This window comes from Enterobacteriaceae bacterium Kacie_13, assembly GCA_013457415.1.
In the GTDB taxonomy this organism is placed as follows: Bacteria; Pseudomonadota; Gammaproteobacteria; order Enterobacterales; family Enterobacteriaceae; genus Rahnella.
In genome coordinates this window covers 4,151,812-4,169,003 of the sequence record CP045665.1, presented here as the reverse complement: position 1 = coordinate 4,169,003, position 17,192 = coordinate 4,151,812, and the positions used below count along the sequence as shown (strand labels likewise).

The 17,192-nt window shown below is 52.8% G+C and carries 14 protein-coding genes; 13 read left to right on the top strand and 1 reads right to left on the bottom strand.

The genetic code is table 11. From position 1 onward, the window contains the following. Nucleotides 1–197: 197 nt before the first annotated feature. Nucleotides 198–1,355 carry a tRNA epoxyqueuosine(34) reductase QueG gene (gene queG, locus GE278_19060; GenBank protein ID QLK62728.1) on the bottom strand — a complete coding sequence of 386 codons (1,158 nt, stop codon included), beginning with the start codon at nt 1,353–1,355 and terminating at the stop codon, nt 198–200. On the opposite strand from queG, the gene GE278_19055 reads away from it, so the two are divergent. The 13 genes from GE278_19055 to GE278_18995 all read left to right on the top strand — a co-directional run bounded on the left by GE278_19055 (nt 1,354) and on the right by GE278_18995 (nt 17,103). Beyond that, nucleotides 1,354–2,868, top strand: a complete 1,515-nt coding sequence (locus GE278_19055) for a bifunctional ADP-dependent NAD(P)H-hydrate dehydratase/NAD(P)H-hydrate epimerase (protein ID QLK62727.1) — start codon at nt 1,354–1,356, stop codon at nt 2,866–2,868. The genes queG and GE278_19055 overlap by 2 nt on opposite strands. A 10-nt stretch (nt 2,869–2,878) precedes the next feature. Then, nucleotides 2,879–3,346, top strand: coding sequence for a tRNA (adenosine(37)-N6)-threonylcarbamoyltransferase complex ATPase subunit type 1 TsaE (gene tsaE, locus GE278_19050; GenBank protein QLK62726.1), 468 nt, complete (start codon nt 2,879–2,881; stop codon nt 3,344–3,346). Nucleotides 3,347–3,353: 7 nt separating this feature from the next. Next, complete coding sequence (amiB, locus tag GE278_19045) at nt 3,354–5,132, top strand: N-acetylmuramoyl-L-alanine amidase AmiB (GenBank protein QLK62725.1); 1,779 nt, start codon at nt 3,354–3,356, stop codon at nt 5,130–5,132. Between the two features lie 36 nt (nt 5,133–5,168). Then, nucleotides 5,169–7,085, top strand: a complete 1,917-nt coding sequence (gene mutL, locus GE278_19040; protein ID QLK62724.1) for a DNA mismatch repair endonuclease MutL — start codon at nt 5,169–5,171, stop codon at nt 7,083–7,085. Further along, nucleotides 7,078–8,019 (top strand): tRNA (adenosine(37)-N6)-dimethylallyltransferase MiaA, encoded by a 942-nt coding sequence (gene miaA / locus GE278_19035; GenBank protein QLK62723.1) that lies wholly within the window; start codon nt 7,078–7,080, stop codon nt 8,017–8,019. The genes mutL and miaA overlap by 8 nt, the downstream gene beginning before the upstream one ends. A gap of 114 nt (nt 8,020–8,133) precedes the next feature. Then, nucleotides 8,134–8,445, top strand: a complete 312-nt coding sequence (gene hfq, locus GE278_19030; protein ID QLK62722.1) for an RNA chaperone Hfq — start codon at nt 8,134–8,136, stop codon at nt 8,443–8,445. Nucleotides 8,446–8,543: 98 nt separating this feature from the next. Beyond that, nucleotides 8,544–9,848 (top strand): GTPase HflX, encoded by a 1,305-nt coding sequence (hflX, locus tag GE278_19025; GenBank protein ID QLK62721.1) that lies wholly within the window; start codon nt 8,544–8,546, stop codon nt 9,846–9,848. Between the two features lie 33 nt (nt 9,849–9,881). Then, nucleotides 9,882–11,171 carry an FtsH protease activity modulator HflK gene (gene hflK, locus GE278_19020; protein QLK62720.1) on the top strand — a complete coding sequence of 430 codons (1,290 nt, stop codon included), beginning with the start codon at nt 9,882–9,884 and terminating at the stop codon, nt 11,169–11,171. Between the two features lie 2 nt (nt 11,172–11,173). Then, entirely contained in the window at nt 11,174–12,172 is a 999-nt protein-coding gene (gene hflC / locus GE278_19015) for a protease modulator HflC (protein ID QLK62719.1), read from the top strand. A 95-nt stretch (nt 12,173–12,267) separates the two neighbouring features. Then, a complete protein-coding gene (locus tag GE278_19010; GenBank protein QLK62718.1) occupies nt 12,268–12,468 on the top strand; it encodes a DUF2065 family protein in 201 nt (66 codons plus the stop codon). Between the two features lie 144 nt (nt 12,469–12,612). Beyond that, nucleotides 12,613–13,911, top strand: coding sequence for an adenylosuccinate synthase (locus GE278_19005; protein ID QLK62717.1), 1,299 nt, complete (start codon nt 12,613–12,615; stop codon nt 13,909–13,911). Between the two features lie 226 nt (nt 13,912–14,137). Beyond that, a complete protein-coding gene (nsrR, locus tag GE278_19000) occupies nt 14,138–14,563 on the top strand; it encodes a nitric oxide-sensing transcriptional repressor NsrR (protein QLK62716.1) in 426 nt (141 codons plus the stop codon). 41 nt (nt 14,564–14,604) lie between these two features. After that, on the top strand, nt 14,605–17,103 hold the full coding sequence (locus GE278_18995) for a ribonuclease R (GenBank protein ID QLK62715.1): 2,499 nt from the start codon (nt 14,605–14,607) through the stop codon (nt 17,101–17,103). Nucleotides 17,104–17,192: the final 89 nt, after the last annotated feature.

The following is a 17,192-nucleotide window of genomic DNA, read 5'->3' as shown; positions in this document are numbered from 1 at the left end:
TTTAGCTGTTTTTTTAAACTGTCTGTTTTTTGCGCTCTCCGTATTGCCAATTCATAATTAGTTGTTTTAAAACATAATATATTTATAGCGAAACGTTATGGGGATCACTTGCTTCTTTTTTTGCACTTGATTGGCAAAGCATTTTTATTTTTATGCACAGAAAATCAGGCATTGCGAATTAAGTGCTATAGGAATTGTTATGCATCTCGCGGCAACCCTTTTTCCACTGCGCGGATCAACCGTTTCTGCTGCGAAGTTTGTACTTCCACACGATATTCACTTCTTCTTTCTGTCTGTTGGCAGATTGCCCATTCGATATGTTCATCCAGCAACGCATTTTCGCCTTTCCGTGACAGCAACGCAGTCAGCACCTCTTCCGAGTAGGGCGCATTGCCCAATGCCACAGAAATATTCCGCAACCAGCGTAAATGACCGATGCGGCGGATAGGGGAGCCTTCGGTAATGCGCAGAAACTTCTCTTCCGTCCAGCCAAATAAAGCAATCAGCTCCGGGGCGTGCAGCGCGGCGCGTGGGCTGAAATCATCTTCGTCCGTCAGTTGAGAATAACGGTTCCATGGGCAAATCAGCTGGCAGTCATCGCAGCCATAAATTCGGTTACCCATCATCGGCCTGAATTCTTCCGGGATCGGCCCTTCCAGTTCAATAGTCAGATAGGAAATACAGCGGCGGGCATCGACAGTGTAAGGCGCGACAATCGCACCGGTCGGGCAGGTAGTGATGCAGGCGACGCACTTTCCGCACTTTTCTTCCTGCGGCTGATCGACCGGCAGAGGCAAATCAATCAGCAGTTCACCCAGAAAGAACCAGGAACCGGATTCGCGGTTGAGAATAAGTGAGTGTTTACCAACCCAGCCTAGTCCTGCCTTGGCCGCGAGAGGGCGTTCCATTACCGGTGCGGAATCGACAAACGGGCGGAACGTCACCGCATGGTCAGATTGTTGTTCGGTGCAGTAAGCCTGAATCATGTCGCCGAGCTTTTTTAGCCGCTGGCGAAGCACTTTGTGATAGTCGCGCCCCAGCGCGTAACGGCTAACGTAGCCGAGTTGCGGGTTATTCAGTGTCCTGGCAAAGGCGGCTTTGGCGGGCAAATAATTCATTCTGACGCTGATCACCCGCAGCGTACCGGGCAGCAACTCATGAGGACGCGCACGCAACATGCCGTGGCGCGCCATCCATTCCATCTCGCCATGATATTGTTTATCAAGCCAGTCCTGCAGTTTAGGTTCTTCTGCAGATAAGTCTGTATCGCAGATGCCAACCTGCTGGAAGCCTAGCGATTGGCCCCATTGCTTGATATGTTGAGCCAGTTGAACGAGATCGAGAGGGAGTGTCATGACGAACCAACGTGAAAAACGAAACGAGGCGAGTTTACCACATTCCGTATTTTCTGCTGAATGGCTGCGTAAGGTTGAAGGTCAGGCCGCGCAGGAAACGGGGGTTTCTCTGTTCACCCTGATGCAGCGAGCGGCTGCGGCGGCTTTTTCGCTGACGCAGCGCATTTATCCTGATGCCCGACACTGGCTGATTGTGTGCGGCCACGGTAATAATGGCGGGGATGGCTATGAAGTGGCGCGACTGGCCAAAAACGCCGGTCTTCACGTGACGCTGCTGGCTGTCGAAAACGACAAAGTTCTTCCTGATGAAGCGCAACAGGCGCGTCAAGGCTGGCTGGCGTGCGGTGGCACCGTCGAGACTTCCGCTGCTAAATGGCCGGAAGAAGCCGATGTGATTATCGACGGATTGCTGGGCACGGGTTTGTCTTCCGCCCCGCGAGCGCCCTACGACGCAATGATCGACGCCATTAACGTCGCCTCTGCGCAGGTCATTTCTCTGGATATTCCCTCCGGGCTGAACGCACAAACCGGGCAGGCTGCTGGCAGAGCAGTTCACGCTAATCACACGATCAGCTTTATTGGACTTAAACCGGGCCTGCTTACCGGGCAGGCGCGTGATTATGTCGGCGAATTACATTGCGATGCGCTGGGTCTGGAAAGCTGGCTCGAGAGCCATGCACCGTTATTGCAGCGTCTGGACGCCACGCAGACAGGCCAATGGCTGCATCCGCGCCGGCCTTGTTCCAACAAAGGCGAGCATGGCCGGTTAGTGGTTATCGGCGGCGATATGGGCTTTGCCGGGGCTATCCGTATGGCGTCGGAGGCCGCGTTGCGCGCGGGTGCCGGATTAGTGCGAGTACTCACTCACAAAGAACATGCAGGGCCGTTACTCACTGCCAGACCTGAGCTGATGGTGCAGGAACTGACGGACGAATCCCTTCAAGAGGCGCTGGAATGGGCGGATGTTGTTGTTATTGGTCCCGGTTTAGGTCAGAAAACCTGGGGCAAACAGGCACTGGAACGCGTGGCGAAATGCGATAAACCGGCTTTATGGGACGCGGATGCGCTGAACCTGCTGGCAATCACACCGGAGAAACGGCAAAATCGCGTACTGACGCCGCATCCCGGTGAAGCAGCCCGTTTACTCGGCTGTACAGTGAAGGATATTGAGAGTGACCGCTTACTTTCCGTCAGAAAACTTGTTGAGCAATACGGCGGCGTGGTGGTGCTCAAAGGCGCAGGCACGCTTGTCGCCAGCGAAAAAGGCGAACTGGCGGTGGCTGATGTCGGCAATGCCGGTATGGCATCAGGCGGCATGGGTGACGTGCTTTCTGGTATTATTGGCGGCTTGCTTGCTCAAAAACTGAATGTATATGATGCGGCCTGCGCGGGAACAGTGATTCACGGTGCTGCCGCAGACCACATCGCCCGGCAGCAGGGAACGCGCGGTATGCTGGCGACCGATCTTTTAGCGGTGATTGCTCCGTTAGTTAATCCAGACCTGAAGAAATAGATATCACTGAATGAATCAACTTACTCTCTCACTACCCGACGAAGCGGCAACGCTGCAACTAGGTGCTTCTCTGGCAAAAGCCTGCGAAGGCTCAACGGTTATCCATTTGTATGGCGATCTGGGAGCCGGTAAAACAACCTTTAGCCGGGGATTTCTTCAGGCATTAGGGCATCAGGGCAACGTGAAAAGCCCGACGTACACACTGGTAGAACCCTATCAGCTGGAAAGTATTGCGGTGTATCACTTTGATTTATATCGTCTGGCTGACCCTGAAGAGCTCGAGTTCATGGGGATCCGCGATTATTTCGCACAGGACGCCATTTGTCTGGTCGAGTGGCCACAAAAAGGCGAGGGCGTTTTGCCTGAACCGGACATCGAGCTGACGCTGGATTACCAGCCTCAGGGGCGTACGGCGACACTGGTCGCGGTTTCTGAATCTGGCATGAATTTGCTGCATCGTGTTCAACAGCAAGGATGATTACGCGATGAATTCACGTATTACTTCTCTTTTTTCTTCAGCGGCGATGCTCTTATCGACGCTGATGCTTTGTGCTGTGCTGGCACCCGCTTCCGCCTTTGCGGCTGGCATGAAAAATATCAATGTATCGAACGGGGCGTCGCAGTCGACTGTCACCATTACCTTCGACGGTTCCCCGGATTATTCTTTTTTCCCTCTGCATAACCCTGAGCGTGTGGTGATGGATATCCGTCAGGACGGCGTGATGAAAGGCCTGCCTCTGACCTTCAACGGACAGAATCTGGTGACTCGGGTGCGGGCGAGTACGCCGCCAAACGCGCAAAGCCAGCGTCTGGTGTTTGAATTAAATCAGAAGGTCAGGACTAACGCGACCAAGCAGAAAGACGGCAGCCAGTACACCGTGGTGCTGACCATGAATGCAGCGGCCGCACCGCGCAACGCAGCGCCGGTTTCAACTGTGACCAATACGCCATCGCCGAATGCCAACAGAACGCCGGCGGTGTCGACGAAATCTAATCCGTTTACCAATGACAAGACCACGGTTGCCTCGACGGCCGTTGCGCCAGACAACTCGCGTTCTTCCACCATTTCCACCAGCGACAGCAAAATCATTGTTGCCATTGATGCCGGACACGGCGGGCAGGATCCTGGCGCTATCGGCGCGGGCGGCCTCAAAGAGAAAAACGTCACTATCGCGATAGCCCGTAAATTGCAGGCGATCCTCAACGCGGATCCCATGTTTCAGCCGGTGCTGACCCGAGATGGCGATTACTTTATTTCGGTGATGGGCCGTTCCGATGTCGCACGTAAGAAAAACGCCAATGTTCTGGTGTCGATTCATGCGGATGCCGCACCAAGCCGCAGTGCACGCGGAGCCTCCGTGTGGGTGCTCTCGAACCGTCGTGCAAACAGTGAAATGGGTAACTGGCTGGAGCAGCATGAGAAACAGTCTGAATTACTCGGTGGTGCAGGCGACGTGCTGGCCAATACTGCCTCTGACCCTTATCTGAGTCAGGCAGTATTAGACTTACAATTCGGTCATTCACAACGCGTGGGTTATGACGTGGCGACCCGAGTATTGCGCGAACTGCGCAGCGTAGGCTCACTGCACAAAGCTAAACCCGAGCACGCCAGTCTGGGCGTATTACGCTCGCCAGATATCCCTTCCCTGCTGGTGGAAACCGGCTTTATTAGTAACGGAACCGAGGAGCGGCTGCTGGGCAGCAGCGCGTACCAGGATAAAATTGCGCGAGCCATTCACATTGGCCTGCGTAATTATTTCCAGTCGCATCCGATACAAAACGGCCCAAAGGTCGAAAACCGCCCGCTGCTGGCCTCATCAGCAGCGGCGGGAGACAGTAGCCCGGCAGGTAATACTGCCGTAAATCAACCAGGACCGATTGAAGTGACCGCCGGTGCCGCCGGTGCCACGCAGATCCACAAAGTGACGCGGGGCGAAACGCTGACGGGGATTGCCAGCAGTTACGGTACGACTAATGCCGCGCTGCGCGATCTCAATAAACTGAAAAAAGACGGCGTTTGGGTTGGCCAAAGATTGAAAGTCCCGGCAGGTACCCGCACATCAGTTGCTACAGGGGCGTCGGCTTCAACGGCGAAAGTCTCGAAAGCGACGAAGAAACCCTCGAAGCACAAGGTTCAGCGTGGCGATACGCTGTCGGCGATTGCCAGTAAATATGGCGTCAGCATGACGGATATTAAAACCGCGAATCACATGAAGTCTGGCGAGGTGCAGCTCGGCCAAACCCTGACTATTCCACAGTCGTAAAGGCGGTCTGACCGACCGTTTTCCACAGGAGCCGCTATGCCGATCAAGGTACTGCCCCCGCAACTGGCTAACCAGATTGCCGCGGGTGAAGTTGTCGAAAGGCCGGCCTCCGTGGTGAAAGAGCTGGTGGAAAACAGCCTCGATGCAGGCGCAACGCGCATTGATATTGATATCGATCGCGGCGGTGCCAAGCTCATCCGCATACGTGATAATGGCTGCGGAATAGGTAAAGGCGATTTAGCACTGGCGCTGGCGCGTCACGCCACCAGCAAAATCACCTGTCTGGACGATCTGGAAGCGATTCTGAGCCTCGGGTTTCGCGGCGAAGCGTTGGCGAGTATCAGTTCGGTATCGCGCCTGATGTTGACTTCGCGTACAGCAGATCAAAGTGAAGCCTGGCAGGCTTATGCCGAAGGGCGCGATATGGCCGTCACGGTGAAACCGGCTGCGCATCCGCAGGGTTCCACTGTCGAAGTGCTGGATCTGTTTTACAACACGCCTGCCCGTCGCAAATTCATGCGCACTGAGAAAACTGAATTTACCCACATTGATGAAGTTGTCCGCCGCATTGCACTGGCGCGTTTCGACGTCTCCGTTAATCTGAGTCACAACGGCAAGCTGATACGTCAGTACCGCGCGGTGAAAGATCCCTCCCAGTCCTCCCGCCGTCTGGCGAGTATTTGTAGCCCGACGTTTGTCGAGCACGCGCTTGAAGTGGAATGGACACACGGCGATTTGGGGATCCGTGGCTGGGTCGCCGATCCGGCCGGATCACGCAGCCTGACCGACATGCAATATTGTTATGTGAACAACCGAATGATGAAAGATCGCCTGATTAATCATGCGATCCGCCAGGCGTACCAGGATCAGCTCAAAGACGATCAGCAACCGGCATACGTGCTGTATCTGGATGTCGATCCGCATCAGGTGGACGTCAACGTGCATCCGGCGAAACACGAAGTGCGCTTCCATCAGTCGCGGCTGGTACACGATTTTATCTATCAGGCCGTAATGTCGGTGTTGCAGCAGGCGGGAAATCCGGTTCTGGTGGAACCGCAGGCAGAAGAAACGCCGCGCTGGCAACCGGAAAATCGTCCGGCAGCGGGCGGCAATCATTTTTCGCAACCCGCAGAAAAATCAACACATTCTCAGCGTGATAAACCGGCTGAGCGTGAAAACGTATTCCCGGCAACGTCAAGGGCCAGCCATCCGCGTGAATCCGCGACGCATAGCAATGAACCCGTTTACAATCGCTCTGAAGGTAAAGCCTATCAGCGTTTGTTGCAGCCTTCTTCCGAAACATTTTCTCTGCAGGAACCCGCGCCTGCCGTGGCACAGGCCGCTAAGCCTGTCGTATCACCAACCCGTACACTCGCTGAACCGGCGCTTGAGTCGCACAGTCAGAGTTTCGGACGCGTGCTGACAGTCTGCGCTGCAGAATATGCATTGCTCGAACGGGGCAAACAGCTAATGATGCTGTCGTTACCGGTCGCGGATCGCTGGCTTAAATGGGCTCAGCTGACGCCGCCAGAAGAAGGTCTGCGTCCGCAGCCGTTACTCATCCCGCTGAAGCTGACTATTACTAAAGATGAGATCGCTGTGCTGGCGAAAAATCAGCAGTTATTACAGCATTTTGGTTTAGAAATGCTCAGCGAGTCACAGCGTGTGACGGTACGCGCAGTACCTTTACCATTACGCCAACAAAATTTACAAAAGTTGATACCTGACCTGTTAGATTACCTTGCTGTTCAGCAGGAGGTGACTTCTGATGCGGTAGCCATGTGGTTTGCCCGCCATTGTGGCTGCGAGCACGAGGTCTGGACAATTTCCCAGGCTATACAATTACTCACGGATGTTGAGCGTCTATGCCCTCAGTTGGTGAAATCGCCTCCGTCCGGACTTCTGCAACCTCTTGATTTACAGCCCGCGCTGGCGGCTTTTAAGCATGATTGATTCTGAAAAACATTCTGTTCCCCCGGCTATCTTTATTATGGGACCGACCGCATCCGGTAAAACTGCGCTGGCGATATCGCTGATGAAGCATCTCCCCGTTGAACTGATCAGTGTGGACTCTGCACTCATCTATCGCGGGATGGATATCGGTACCGCCAAGCCCACCGCGCAGGAGCTTGCGCAAGCCCCGCATCGTCTGATTGATATCCTTGATCCGACCCAGGCTTACTCGGCGGCGGATTTCCGTGCTGACGCATTACGTGAAATGGCAGAAATTACCTCACGCAATAAGATCCCGTTATTGGTGGGTGGGACTATGCTTTATTTCAAGGCGTTGCTTGAAGGATTGTCACCTTTGCCTCAGGCTGATGCCACAGTGCGTGAGCGTATAGAAAAACAGGCGGCAGAGCAGGGCTGGAACGCGTTACATGATCAATTGCGCGAGATTGATCCGGTCGCCGCGATGCGAATTCATCCGAATGATCCGCAGAGACTGTCCAGAGCACTGGAAGTTTTTTATATTTCAGGTAAAACTTTAACGGAACTGACTAAAATTTCGGGTGAAACGTTGCCTTACCGCGTACACCAGTTTGCGATAGCACCTACCCGCCGTGAAGTAATACATCAGCGGATTGAGGAACGTTTTAGTCAGATGTTGTCCAATGGTTTTGAAGACGAAGTCAGAACGCTGTTAGCTCGGGGCGATTTGCATACGGATTTGCCTTCCATTCGCTGTGTCGGCTACCGCCAGATGTGGTCATATTTAACTGGTGAATTCGATTACGATGAAATGGTTTATCGTGGTGTTTGCGCGACACGACAGCTGGCCAAACGCCAGATGACCTGGTTGCGGGGATGGGAGGAGGTTGAATGGCTGGATTCACAGAAGCCGGACGACGCCTTAAGCCGTGTAATTCAGGTTGTTAGTGCATAGGTTGGGTGATTGTGTACAATTGATAAGTACTCAACGCGCGAACTTTTTATGTGATTTATTTTCGAGCCGATAGGCTCAAAGTTACAAACAACAAACTAATAAGGAAAAGATAGAATGGCTAAGGGGCAATCTTTGCAAGATCCGTTCCTGAACGCATTGCGTCGCGAACGTGTTCCGGTTTCTATTTACTTGGTGAATGGTATTAAGCTGCAAGGCCAAATTGAGTCTTTTGACCAGTTTGTCATTCTGTTAAAAAATACGGTTAGCCAGATGGTGTATAAACACGCTATCTCCACCGTAGTGCCGTCCCGCCCGGTGTCACATCATAGCAATAATCCAGGTACGGGCAGCACCAACAACTATCATCAAGGCAGTACTCCGTCTGCGCAGCAACAGCCGCAGCAGGAAAACGATGACGCTGAATAAAGCGCAACGTTGGTCAACCACGAAGGGGTTCATAAGTATTTCCACTCTGCTTATGTACCCCCGGCTGTCGAATTTTATCCAAATGAGAGGTCGCAAGCTTGTTTGACCGTTATGAAGGCGGCGAACAGGCCGTTCTGGTTCATATTTATTTCTCGAGAGACAAAGACACGGAAGACCTGAGCGAATTCGAATCGCTGGTTTCTTCTGCCGGTGTAGAGGCGCTGCAAGTCGTCACCGGGAGCCGCAAGGCACCGCACCCTAAATACTTTGTCGGCGAAGGGAAAGCCCAGGAAATTGCAGACGCAGTCAAAGCAACGGGCGCTTCTGTCATCCTATTTGATCACTCGCTTTCTCCTGCTCAGGAACGAAACCTGGAAGCATTATGCGAATGTCGCGTTGTCGATCGCACCGGATTAATTTTAGATATCTTTGCCCAGCGGGCACGAACACACGAAGGTAAGCTACAAGTAGAATTGGCGCAGTTACGCCACATCGCTACCCGACTGGTTCGCGGCTGGACACACCTTGAGCGTCAGGGTGGCGGCATCGGTGCACGTGGGCCGGGTGAAACCCAGCTCGAAACTGACCGTCGCTTACTGCGCGACAGAATTACCCTGATCCTCAGCCGTCTTGAAAAAGTGGCTAAGCAGCGTGAAACAGGTCGTCGTTCGCGCGTCCGTGCGGATATTCCAACGGTGTCTTTGGTCGGTTATACCAACGCCGGAAAATCCACACTCTTTAACCGTATCACTCAGGCCGATGTTTACGTGGCCAATCAGTTGTTTGCTACGCTGGATCCTACGCTGCGACGCATTATGGTTGCGGATGTCGGGGAGACGGTTTTGGCGGACACCGTAGGGTTTATTCGTCACCTGCCCCATGATTTAGTTGCCGCTTTTAAAGCAACATTGCAGGAAACCCAACAGGCATCTCTGTTATTACATGTTATTGATGCAGCGGACATCCGGGTTGAAGAAAATATCGACGCGGTAAATACGGTGCTGGCAGAGATCGAAGCAGATGAAATACCTGCGCTGTTAGTGATGAACAAAATAGATATGCTGGATGATTTTGTTCCGCGTATCGATCGCAACGAGGAGAATTTACCGATCAGGGTCTGGCTTTCAGCCGTGACTGGTGAAGGTATTCCGTTGCTCTTTCAGGCATTAACGGAGCGACTCTCTGGCGAAATCGCGCAGCATGAATTGTGTTTGCCGCCGGAAGCAGGCCGCCTTCGTAGCCGTTTTTACCAGCTTCAGGCGATAGAAAAAGAATGGATTGAAGAGGATGGTAGTATTGGTCTGATGGTGCGAATGCCCATCATTGACTGGCACCGCCTCTGCAAACAAGAGCAGGAACTGGCCAGCTATGTCCGCAACCAGAGTCTGTCTGATTTGTCCTGAAGAACACCAATCATAGAATAATGGAGCTATAACATGGCGTGGAATCAGCCCGGTAATAACGGACAGGACCGCGACCCCTGGGGCAGCAGCAATAATAATAGCGGCAACTCTGGTGGAAATTCTGGTGGAAATAATGACAACAAAGGCGGCCGCAATCAGGGGCCACCTGACCTGGATGATATCTTCCGTAAACTCAGCAAAAAGCTGGGCGGTTTCGGTGGAAAAGGTTCAGGCAACAATAACAATAACGGTGCGCCATCAGGTTCCGGTCACGGAATGAGTGGCAGCCGGATGGCTGGCATCGCGGTCGCCGCAGTGGTGGTTATCTGGGCTGCGACGGGTTTCTATACCATTAAAGAAGCCGAACGTGGCGTGGTCACCCGTTTTGGTAAGTTCAGCCATCTGGTTGAGCCGGGCCTGAACTGGAAACCGACCTTCATCGATCAGGTGCGCGCAGTGAACGTAGAATCGGTACGTGAACTGGCCGCATCCGGTGTGATGTTGACCTCTGATGAGAACGTGGTGCGCGTTGAGATGAACGTACAGTACCGCGTGACCGATCCGGAGGCCTATTTGTTCAGCGTCGCCAACCCTGACGACAGCCTGAGTCAGGCGACTGACAGCGCATTACGTGGTGTTATCGGCAAATACACGATGGATAAAATCCTGACTGAAGGCCGTACTACCGTGCGTAGCGATACCCAACGTGTACTGGAAGAAACGATTCGTCCATACAAAATGGGTATCACTATTCAGGACGTCAACTTCCAGACGGCGCGCCCGCCTGAAGAAGTAAAAGCCTCCTTCGATAACGCGATCGCTGCCCGTGAAAGGGAACAACAGTCGATTCGTGAAGCAGAAGCGTACGCAAACCAGATCCAGCCTCTGGCAAACGGTGAAGCACAACGCCTGCTTGAAGACGCCAAAGCTTACAAAGATCGTACCGTGCTGGAAGCGCAGGGTGAAGTTGCCCGCTTCTCCAAACTGTTGCCGGAATATAAAGCCGCACCGGAAATTACCCGCGAGCGTCTGTATATCGAGACAATGGAAAAAGTTCTCAGTCACACCCGTAAAGTTCTGGTGAGTGACAAAGGGAACAACCTGATGGTGTTACCTCTGGATCAAATGCTGCGTGGCAACAATGCTGCAGCCAGCGATACCAAGAGTGATGAAACAGGTTTGTTGCCTTCCGTTCCGGGTTTAACTGGCAATAATGGCAAAAGCAGTGCCGATAGCAGCAGTTCCCGTTCGTCTGGCAGTGTCATGGATCAGCGTCGTGTGAATGCACAACGTGACGATACACTTCGCGTAGGGAGAGAATAACAATGCGTAAGTCATTATTACTTATCGTCGTTGTGGTGCTGGTGGCGCTTTATGCCTCACTGTTTGTAGTTCAGGAAGGTCAGCGCGGTATCGTGCTGCGTTTCGGCAAAGTTCTGCGCGACAGCGATAACAAACCTCTGGTGTATGCGCCGGGCCTGCATTTTAAAGTTCCTTTCGTGGAATCGATTAAAATGCTCGACGCACGTATTCAGACCATGGACAACCAGGCTGACCGTTTCGTCACCAGCGAGAAGAAAGACTTAATCGTCGATTCTTACCTGAAATGGCGTATCAGCGATTTCAGCCGCTACTATCTGGCTACGGGCGGCGGTGACGTCTCTCAGGCAGAGATTCTGCTTAAACGTAAATTCAGTGACCGTCTGCGTTCTGAAATTGGTCGTCTGGATGTCAAAGACATCGTGACCGATTCACGTGGTCGTCTGACGCTGGATGTGCGTGATGCGCTGAATACCGGTAGCGTAGGTGATGAGCCAGAAGCCACCACCGAAGCGGATGATGCGATTGCCTCTGCAGCCAAACGTGTTGAGCAGGAAACTAAAGGCAAACAGCCTGCGGTGAACCCGAACAGTATGGCGGCGCTGGGTATCGAAGTGGTCGATGTGCGTCTGAAACAAATCAACTTGCCGGAAGAAGTGTCCAGCGCGATTTACGATCGTATGCGCGCTGAGCGTAATGCAGTTGCATTGCGTCACATCTCTCAGGGTAAAGAAGAAGCGACCAAGATTCAGGCTGCAGCGGATTACGAAAGAACCCGTACTGTGGCTGAAGCAGAACGTACTGCACGAATCACCCGCGGTGAAGGCGATGCCGAAGCGGCGAAACTGTTTGCTGATGCTTTCAGCCAGGATCCCGACTTCTACGCATTCATTCGTAGCCTGCGTGCTTACGAAGCCAGCTTCAAGAGCGGTAACGACGTCATGGTATTAAGCCCTGACAGCGATTTCTTCCGCTTCATGAAGTCACCTGAAAAAAATAAATAATTGCTTCTGTAATTTCCAAAAGGCCCTGAGGGGCCTTTTGTCTTTTCTAAAACCCTTCTGTTTTTTCTCAAGGGAAGCACAGAGACACTCTGAACATGAATTCGACAATTTTGCTGGCGCTGGCATTAGTTTTGGTTCTTGAAGGCCTGGGGCCGATGCTTTATCCAAAATCATGGAGAAAAATGATCCTGGCTTTAGCAAATCTTCCGGACGCGGTTTTACGCCGTTTTGGCGGGGCACTTGTGGTTGCAGGCTTCGTAATTTACTACATGTTGCGTACGCGTCTCGGTGGTTGAGTATTTGTTACATACCTCGTGTCACGTCTGCCCGAGACCGGTAGCACGCAATTGAAATTTTTCCCGCAAACGTATGCTAAAAGTACTGGAAAGCACAGAATGAGATGTTAGAATCCTTTTTTAAGCAACCTGGTGATTCTTGAGATGGGTAAGAACGTCGTCGTACTCGGCACTCAATGGGGTGATGAAGGGAAAGGCAAGGTCGTAGACCTGCTTACTGAACGGGCTAAATATGTTGTGCGCTATCAGGGCGGTCACAACGCCGGTCACACTCTGGTTATCAACGGTGAAAAAACCGTTCTTCATTTAATTCCTTCTGGCATTCTGCGTGAAAATGTCACCAGCATCATCGGTAACGGTGTTGTTCTGGCGCCTGACGCCTTAATGAAAGAGATGGGAGAACTTGAAGCTCGTGGCATCCCTGTACGCGAACGTCTGTTACTCTCTGAAGCCTGCCCGCTGATTCTTCCTTACCATGTCGCCTTAGACATGGCGCGTGAAAAAGCGCGTGGCGATAAAGCCATCGGCACTACCGGTCGCGGTATCGGCCCGGCTTATGAAGATAAAGTTGCCCGTCGCGGTCTGCGTGTTGGCGATCTCTTCAACAAAGAAACTTTCGCTATCAAGCTGAAAGAAATCATCGATTATCATAACTTCCAGCTGGTCAACTACTACAAAGTAGAAGCCGTTGATTTCCAGAAAACGTTAGATGATGTCATGGCTATCGCCGACATCCTGACTGCAATGGTTGTTGATGTGTCTGAGCTGCTGGATGGCGCGCGTAAGCGTGGCGATCTGATCATGTTTGAAGGCGCGCAGGGCACGCTTCTGGACATCGACCATGGTACTTATCCGTACGTGACCTCTTCCAACACCACCGCAGGCGGCGTCGCTACCGGTTCTGGTATTGGTCCACGTTACGTCGATTATGTGCTGGGTATCGTAAAAGCCTATTCCACCCGCGTGGGTGCAGGTCCGTTCCCAACCGAACTGTTCGACGAAACTGGCGAGTTCCTGCGTAAGCAAGGTAACGAGTTTGGCGCGACTACCGGTCGTAGCCGTCGTTGCGGCTGGCTGGACATCGTGGCTGTACGTCGTTCCGTACAGATCAACTCCCTGTCTGGTTTTTGTCTGACCAAACTGGACGTGCTGGACGGTCTGAAAGAAGTGAAGCTGTGTATTGGTTATCGCATGCCTGATGGCCGCGAAATGACCACCACTCCGCTGGCGGCAGAAGGCTGGGAAGGTATCGAGCCAATCTACGAAATCATGCCGGGCTGGACCGAAACCACCTTTGGTGTGAAACAGGTCGATAAACTGCCGCAGGCAGCCCTGAACTACCTCAAGCGCATCGAAGAGCTGACCGAAGTACCGGTAGATATCATCTCGACAGGCCCTGACCGTAGTGAAACCATGATTCTGCGTGATCCGTTTGACGCATAACAGCCTGAGCTGATTGTGTAAAAACGTCATAACCGGGCATATTTGCCCGGTTTATTTTTTTCTGCCTGTCTGCGCTTGTTTACTTCCCATAAAGCATCCACTATTTAAATGATTAGCCGCAAACTTGCCGGCTGGTTTATCATCATTGTGCTTTCTTAAAAAAATCAATTTTTCCCTTTGTCTTCATTGATGTGGAAAGAACGGGTAAAACTACCCAGAGGTATGTGTGCAGTTAACGAGTTTCACTGATTATGGTTTGAGAGCGTTGATTTATATGGCGTCGTTGCCTGACGATCAGATGACCAACATTTCGCAGGTCACCGAGGTTTACGGTGTGTCGCGTAACCACATGGTGAAAATCATAAATCAGTTGAGTCGTGCAGGTCTGGTGACCGCCGTTCGCGGAAAGAACGGGGGCATAAAGCTGGGTAAACCGGCACAGACAATCCGCATTGGCGATGTGGTTCGCGAACTAGAGCCGCTTTCACTGGTCAACTGTGACAGTGATTTTTGTCATATCACGCCCGCATGCCGGCTAAAACACGTCCTGCACACTGCTGTAGAACATTTTCTTGATGAGCTGAATCAGTACACTCTGGCTGATATGGTCAAAGATAACTCTCCGCTCTACAAATTATTGCTTGTTGAATGAAAGACCTTCAACAAACTGCTGATGGCAACGGAGGAACCGCTATGTCAAAAGATCCATTCCTGGAACGAGAAGCAGAAAAATACGAATCACCTATTCCTAGTCGTGAATTTATTCTCGAACACCTCGCGAAACGTGAAACACCTGCCAGCCGTGAAGAGATCGGTAACGAACTGAACCTGTCCGGCGAAGAATCGCTGGAAGCCCTGCGTCGCCGTCTGCGCGCGATGGAACGTGATGGTCAGCTGGTTTTCACACGCCGCCAGTGTTACGCGCTGCCGGAACGTCTGGATCTACTGAAAGGTACAGTCATCGGTCATCGTGATGGTTACGGTTTCCTGCGCCTCGAAGGCGTGAAGAAAGATGACGTTTACCTTTCTGCTGAACAAATGAAAATGTGTATCCACGGCGACGTGGTATTAGCACAGCCGGTCGGAACCGATCGTAAAGGCCGTCGTGAAGCGCGTATCGTGCGTGTTCTGGTGCCGAAGATGAGCCAGATCGTAGGCCGGTACTTTACTGACGCCGGTGCAGGTTTTGTGGTGCCCGACGACAGCCGTCTGAGCTTCGATATCCTGATCCCAGCCGATGCCATTAATGGTGCGCGCATGGGCTATATGGTAGTGGTCGAGCTGACTCAGCGTCCGACCCGCCGTACCAAAGCGGTCGGTAAAATTGTCGAAGTGCTGGGCGATAAAATGGGCACCAGCATGGCGGTGGATATTGCACTGCGCACCCATGAAATCCCGCACGTCTGGCCGCCACAGGTGCTGAAACAGGTCGAAGACCTGAGCGAACAGGTGCCGGAAGAAGCGAAAAAAGGCCGCGTCGATTTACGCAGTTTGCCGCTGGTCACCATTGATGGTGAAGACGCGCGTGACTTCGATGACGCCGTGTACTGTGAGAAAAAACGCGGTGGAGGATGGCGCCTTTGGGTGGCTATCGCCGACGTGAGCTATTACGTGCGTCATGGCACCGCGCTGGACGACGAAGCGCGCAGCCGCGCCACCTCTGTGTACTTCCCGTCGCAGGTTGTTCCGATGCTGCCGGAAGTGCTGTCCAACGGCCTGTGCTCCCTGAATCCGCAGGTTGACCGTCTGTGTATGGTCTGCGAGATGACTATTTCCGCACAGGGCAAGCTGACCAGTTCCAAATTCTACGAAGCGGTGATGAGTTCCCACGCACGACTGACCTACAACAAAGTCTGGCGCATCATTGATGGCGACGAAGAGCTGCGTGAGCAATATTCGCCGCTGGTTAAGCATCTGCAAGAACTGCACACCATGTACAAAATGCTTGATCAGGCACGTGCAGAGCGTGGCGGTATCGCCTTCGAAACGGAAGAAGCGAAGTTCATCTTCAACGCTGAACGCCGTATCGAACGTGTCGAACCGACCGTTCGTAATGACGCGCACAAACTGATCGAAGAGTGCATGATCCTCGCGAACATCGCGGCTGCGCGTTTTGTTGAAAAACATAACGAACCTGCGTTGTTCCGTGTGCATGACCGTCCAAGCGATGACCATATCTCGGCGCTGCGAAGCGTGCTGGGTGAGTTAGGTCTGGTGATGGGCGGTGGTCTGAAACCTGATCCGAAAGATTACGCTCAGATTATGGATGAACTGGCGGGGCGTCCTGACCGTGAAATGCTGCAAACCATGTTGTTGCGTTCGATGAAACAGGCGATTTACGACCCGGAAAACCGCGGTCACTTCGGTCTGGCGCTGCCGTCCTACGGGCACTTCACATCGCCGATTCGCCGCTATCCGGACCTGGCGCTGCACCGTGCGATCAAGTACCTGCTGGCGAAAGAGCACGGTACTCTGAAAGATCGCTGGACGCCGACCGGCGGCTGGCACAGTGATTATGAAGACATGTTGCAACTGGGCGAGCATTGTTCGATGGCCGAACGCCGTGCGGACGAAGCTACCCGCAACGTGGCTGACTGGCTGAAATGCGACTTTATGCAGGATCACGTCGGTGAAGTCTTTACCGGCACCATCGCCAGCGTAACCGGTTTCGGTTTCTTCGTGCGTCTCAACGATCTGTTTATCGATGGTCTGGTGCACGTGTCTTCGCTGGACAACGATTACTACCGTTATGACAACATCGGTCAGCGTCTGGTAGGCGAATCATCCGGTGCGGTTTACCGCCTGGGTGATACAGTGGAAATTCGCGTTGAAGCCGTTCACATGGATGAGCGTAAAATCGACTTCGCTCTGGTTTCCAGCACCCGCAAAGCGCGCGGTGAAGGTAAAACAGCGCGCGATCGCGAGAAGAAAGGCGGCGAGCGCACTATGCGCTCCACCGCACCTGCTAACGCAGGTCGACGCCGGACAGGCAAAAAAGGCGCTAACTTCGAGCCGGACAGCGCATTCCGCAAAGACGACGCGAAGCCTGCAAAGCCGAAGAAAGAAAAAGCGGTGAGCGCAGTGGGCAAAGACGGTAAGCCGAAGAAAGCCAAAAAGCCTTCTGATAAAACGGCGAAAATCGCTGCGGCGACCCGATCTAAACGCGCTAAGAAAAAGTCAGTAGAAAGCTGAGCCTGACGGGCGATTCTTCTATGATAGAATTGCCCGCAATCCTTCGTTATATTGCGGACAGCATGCTGTCCGCAAGTCTATTTTAAAGA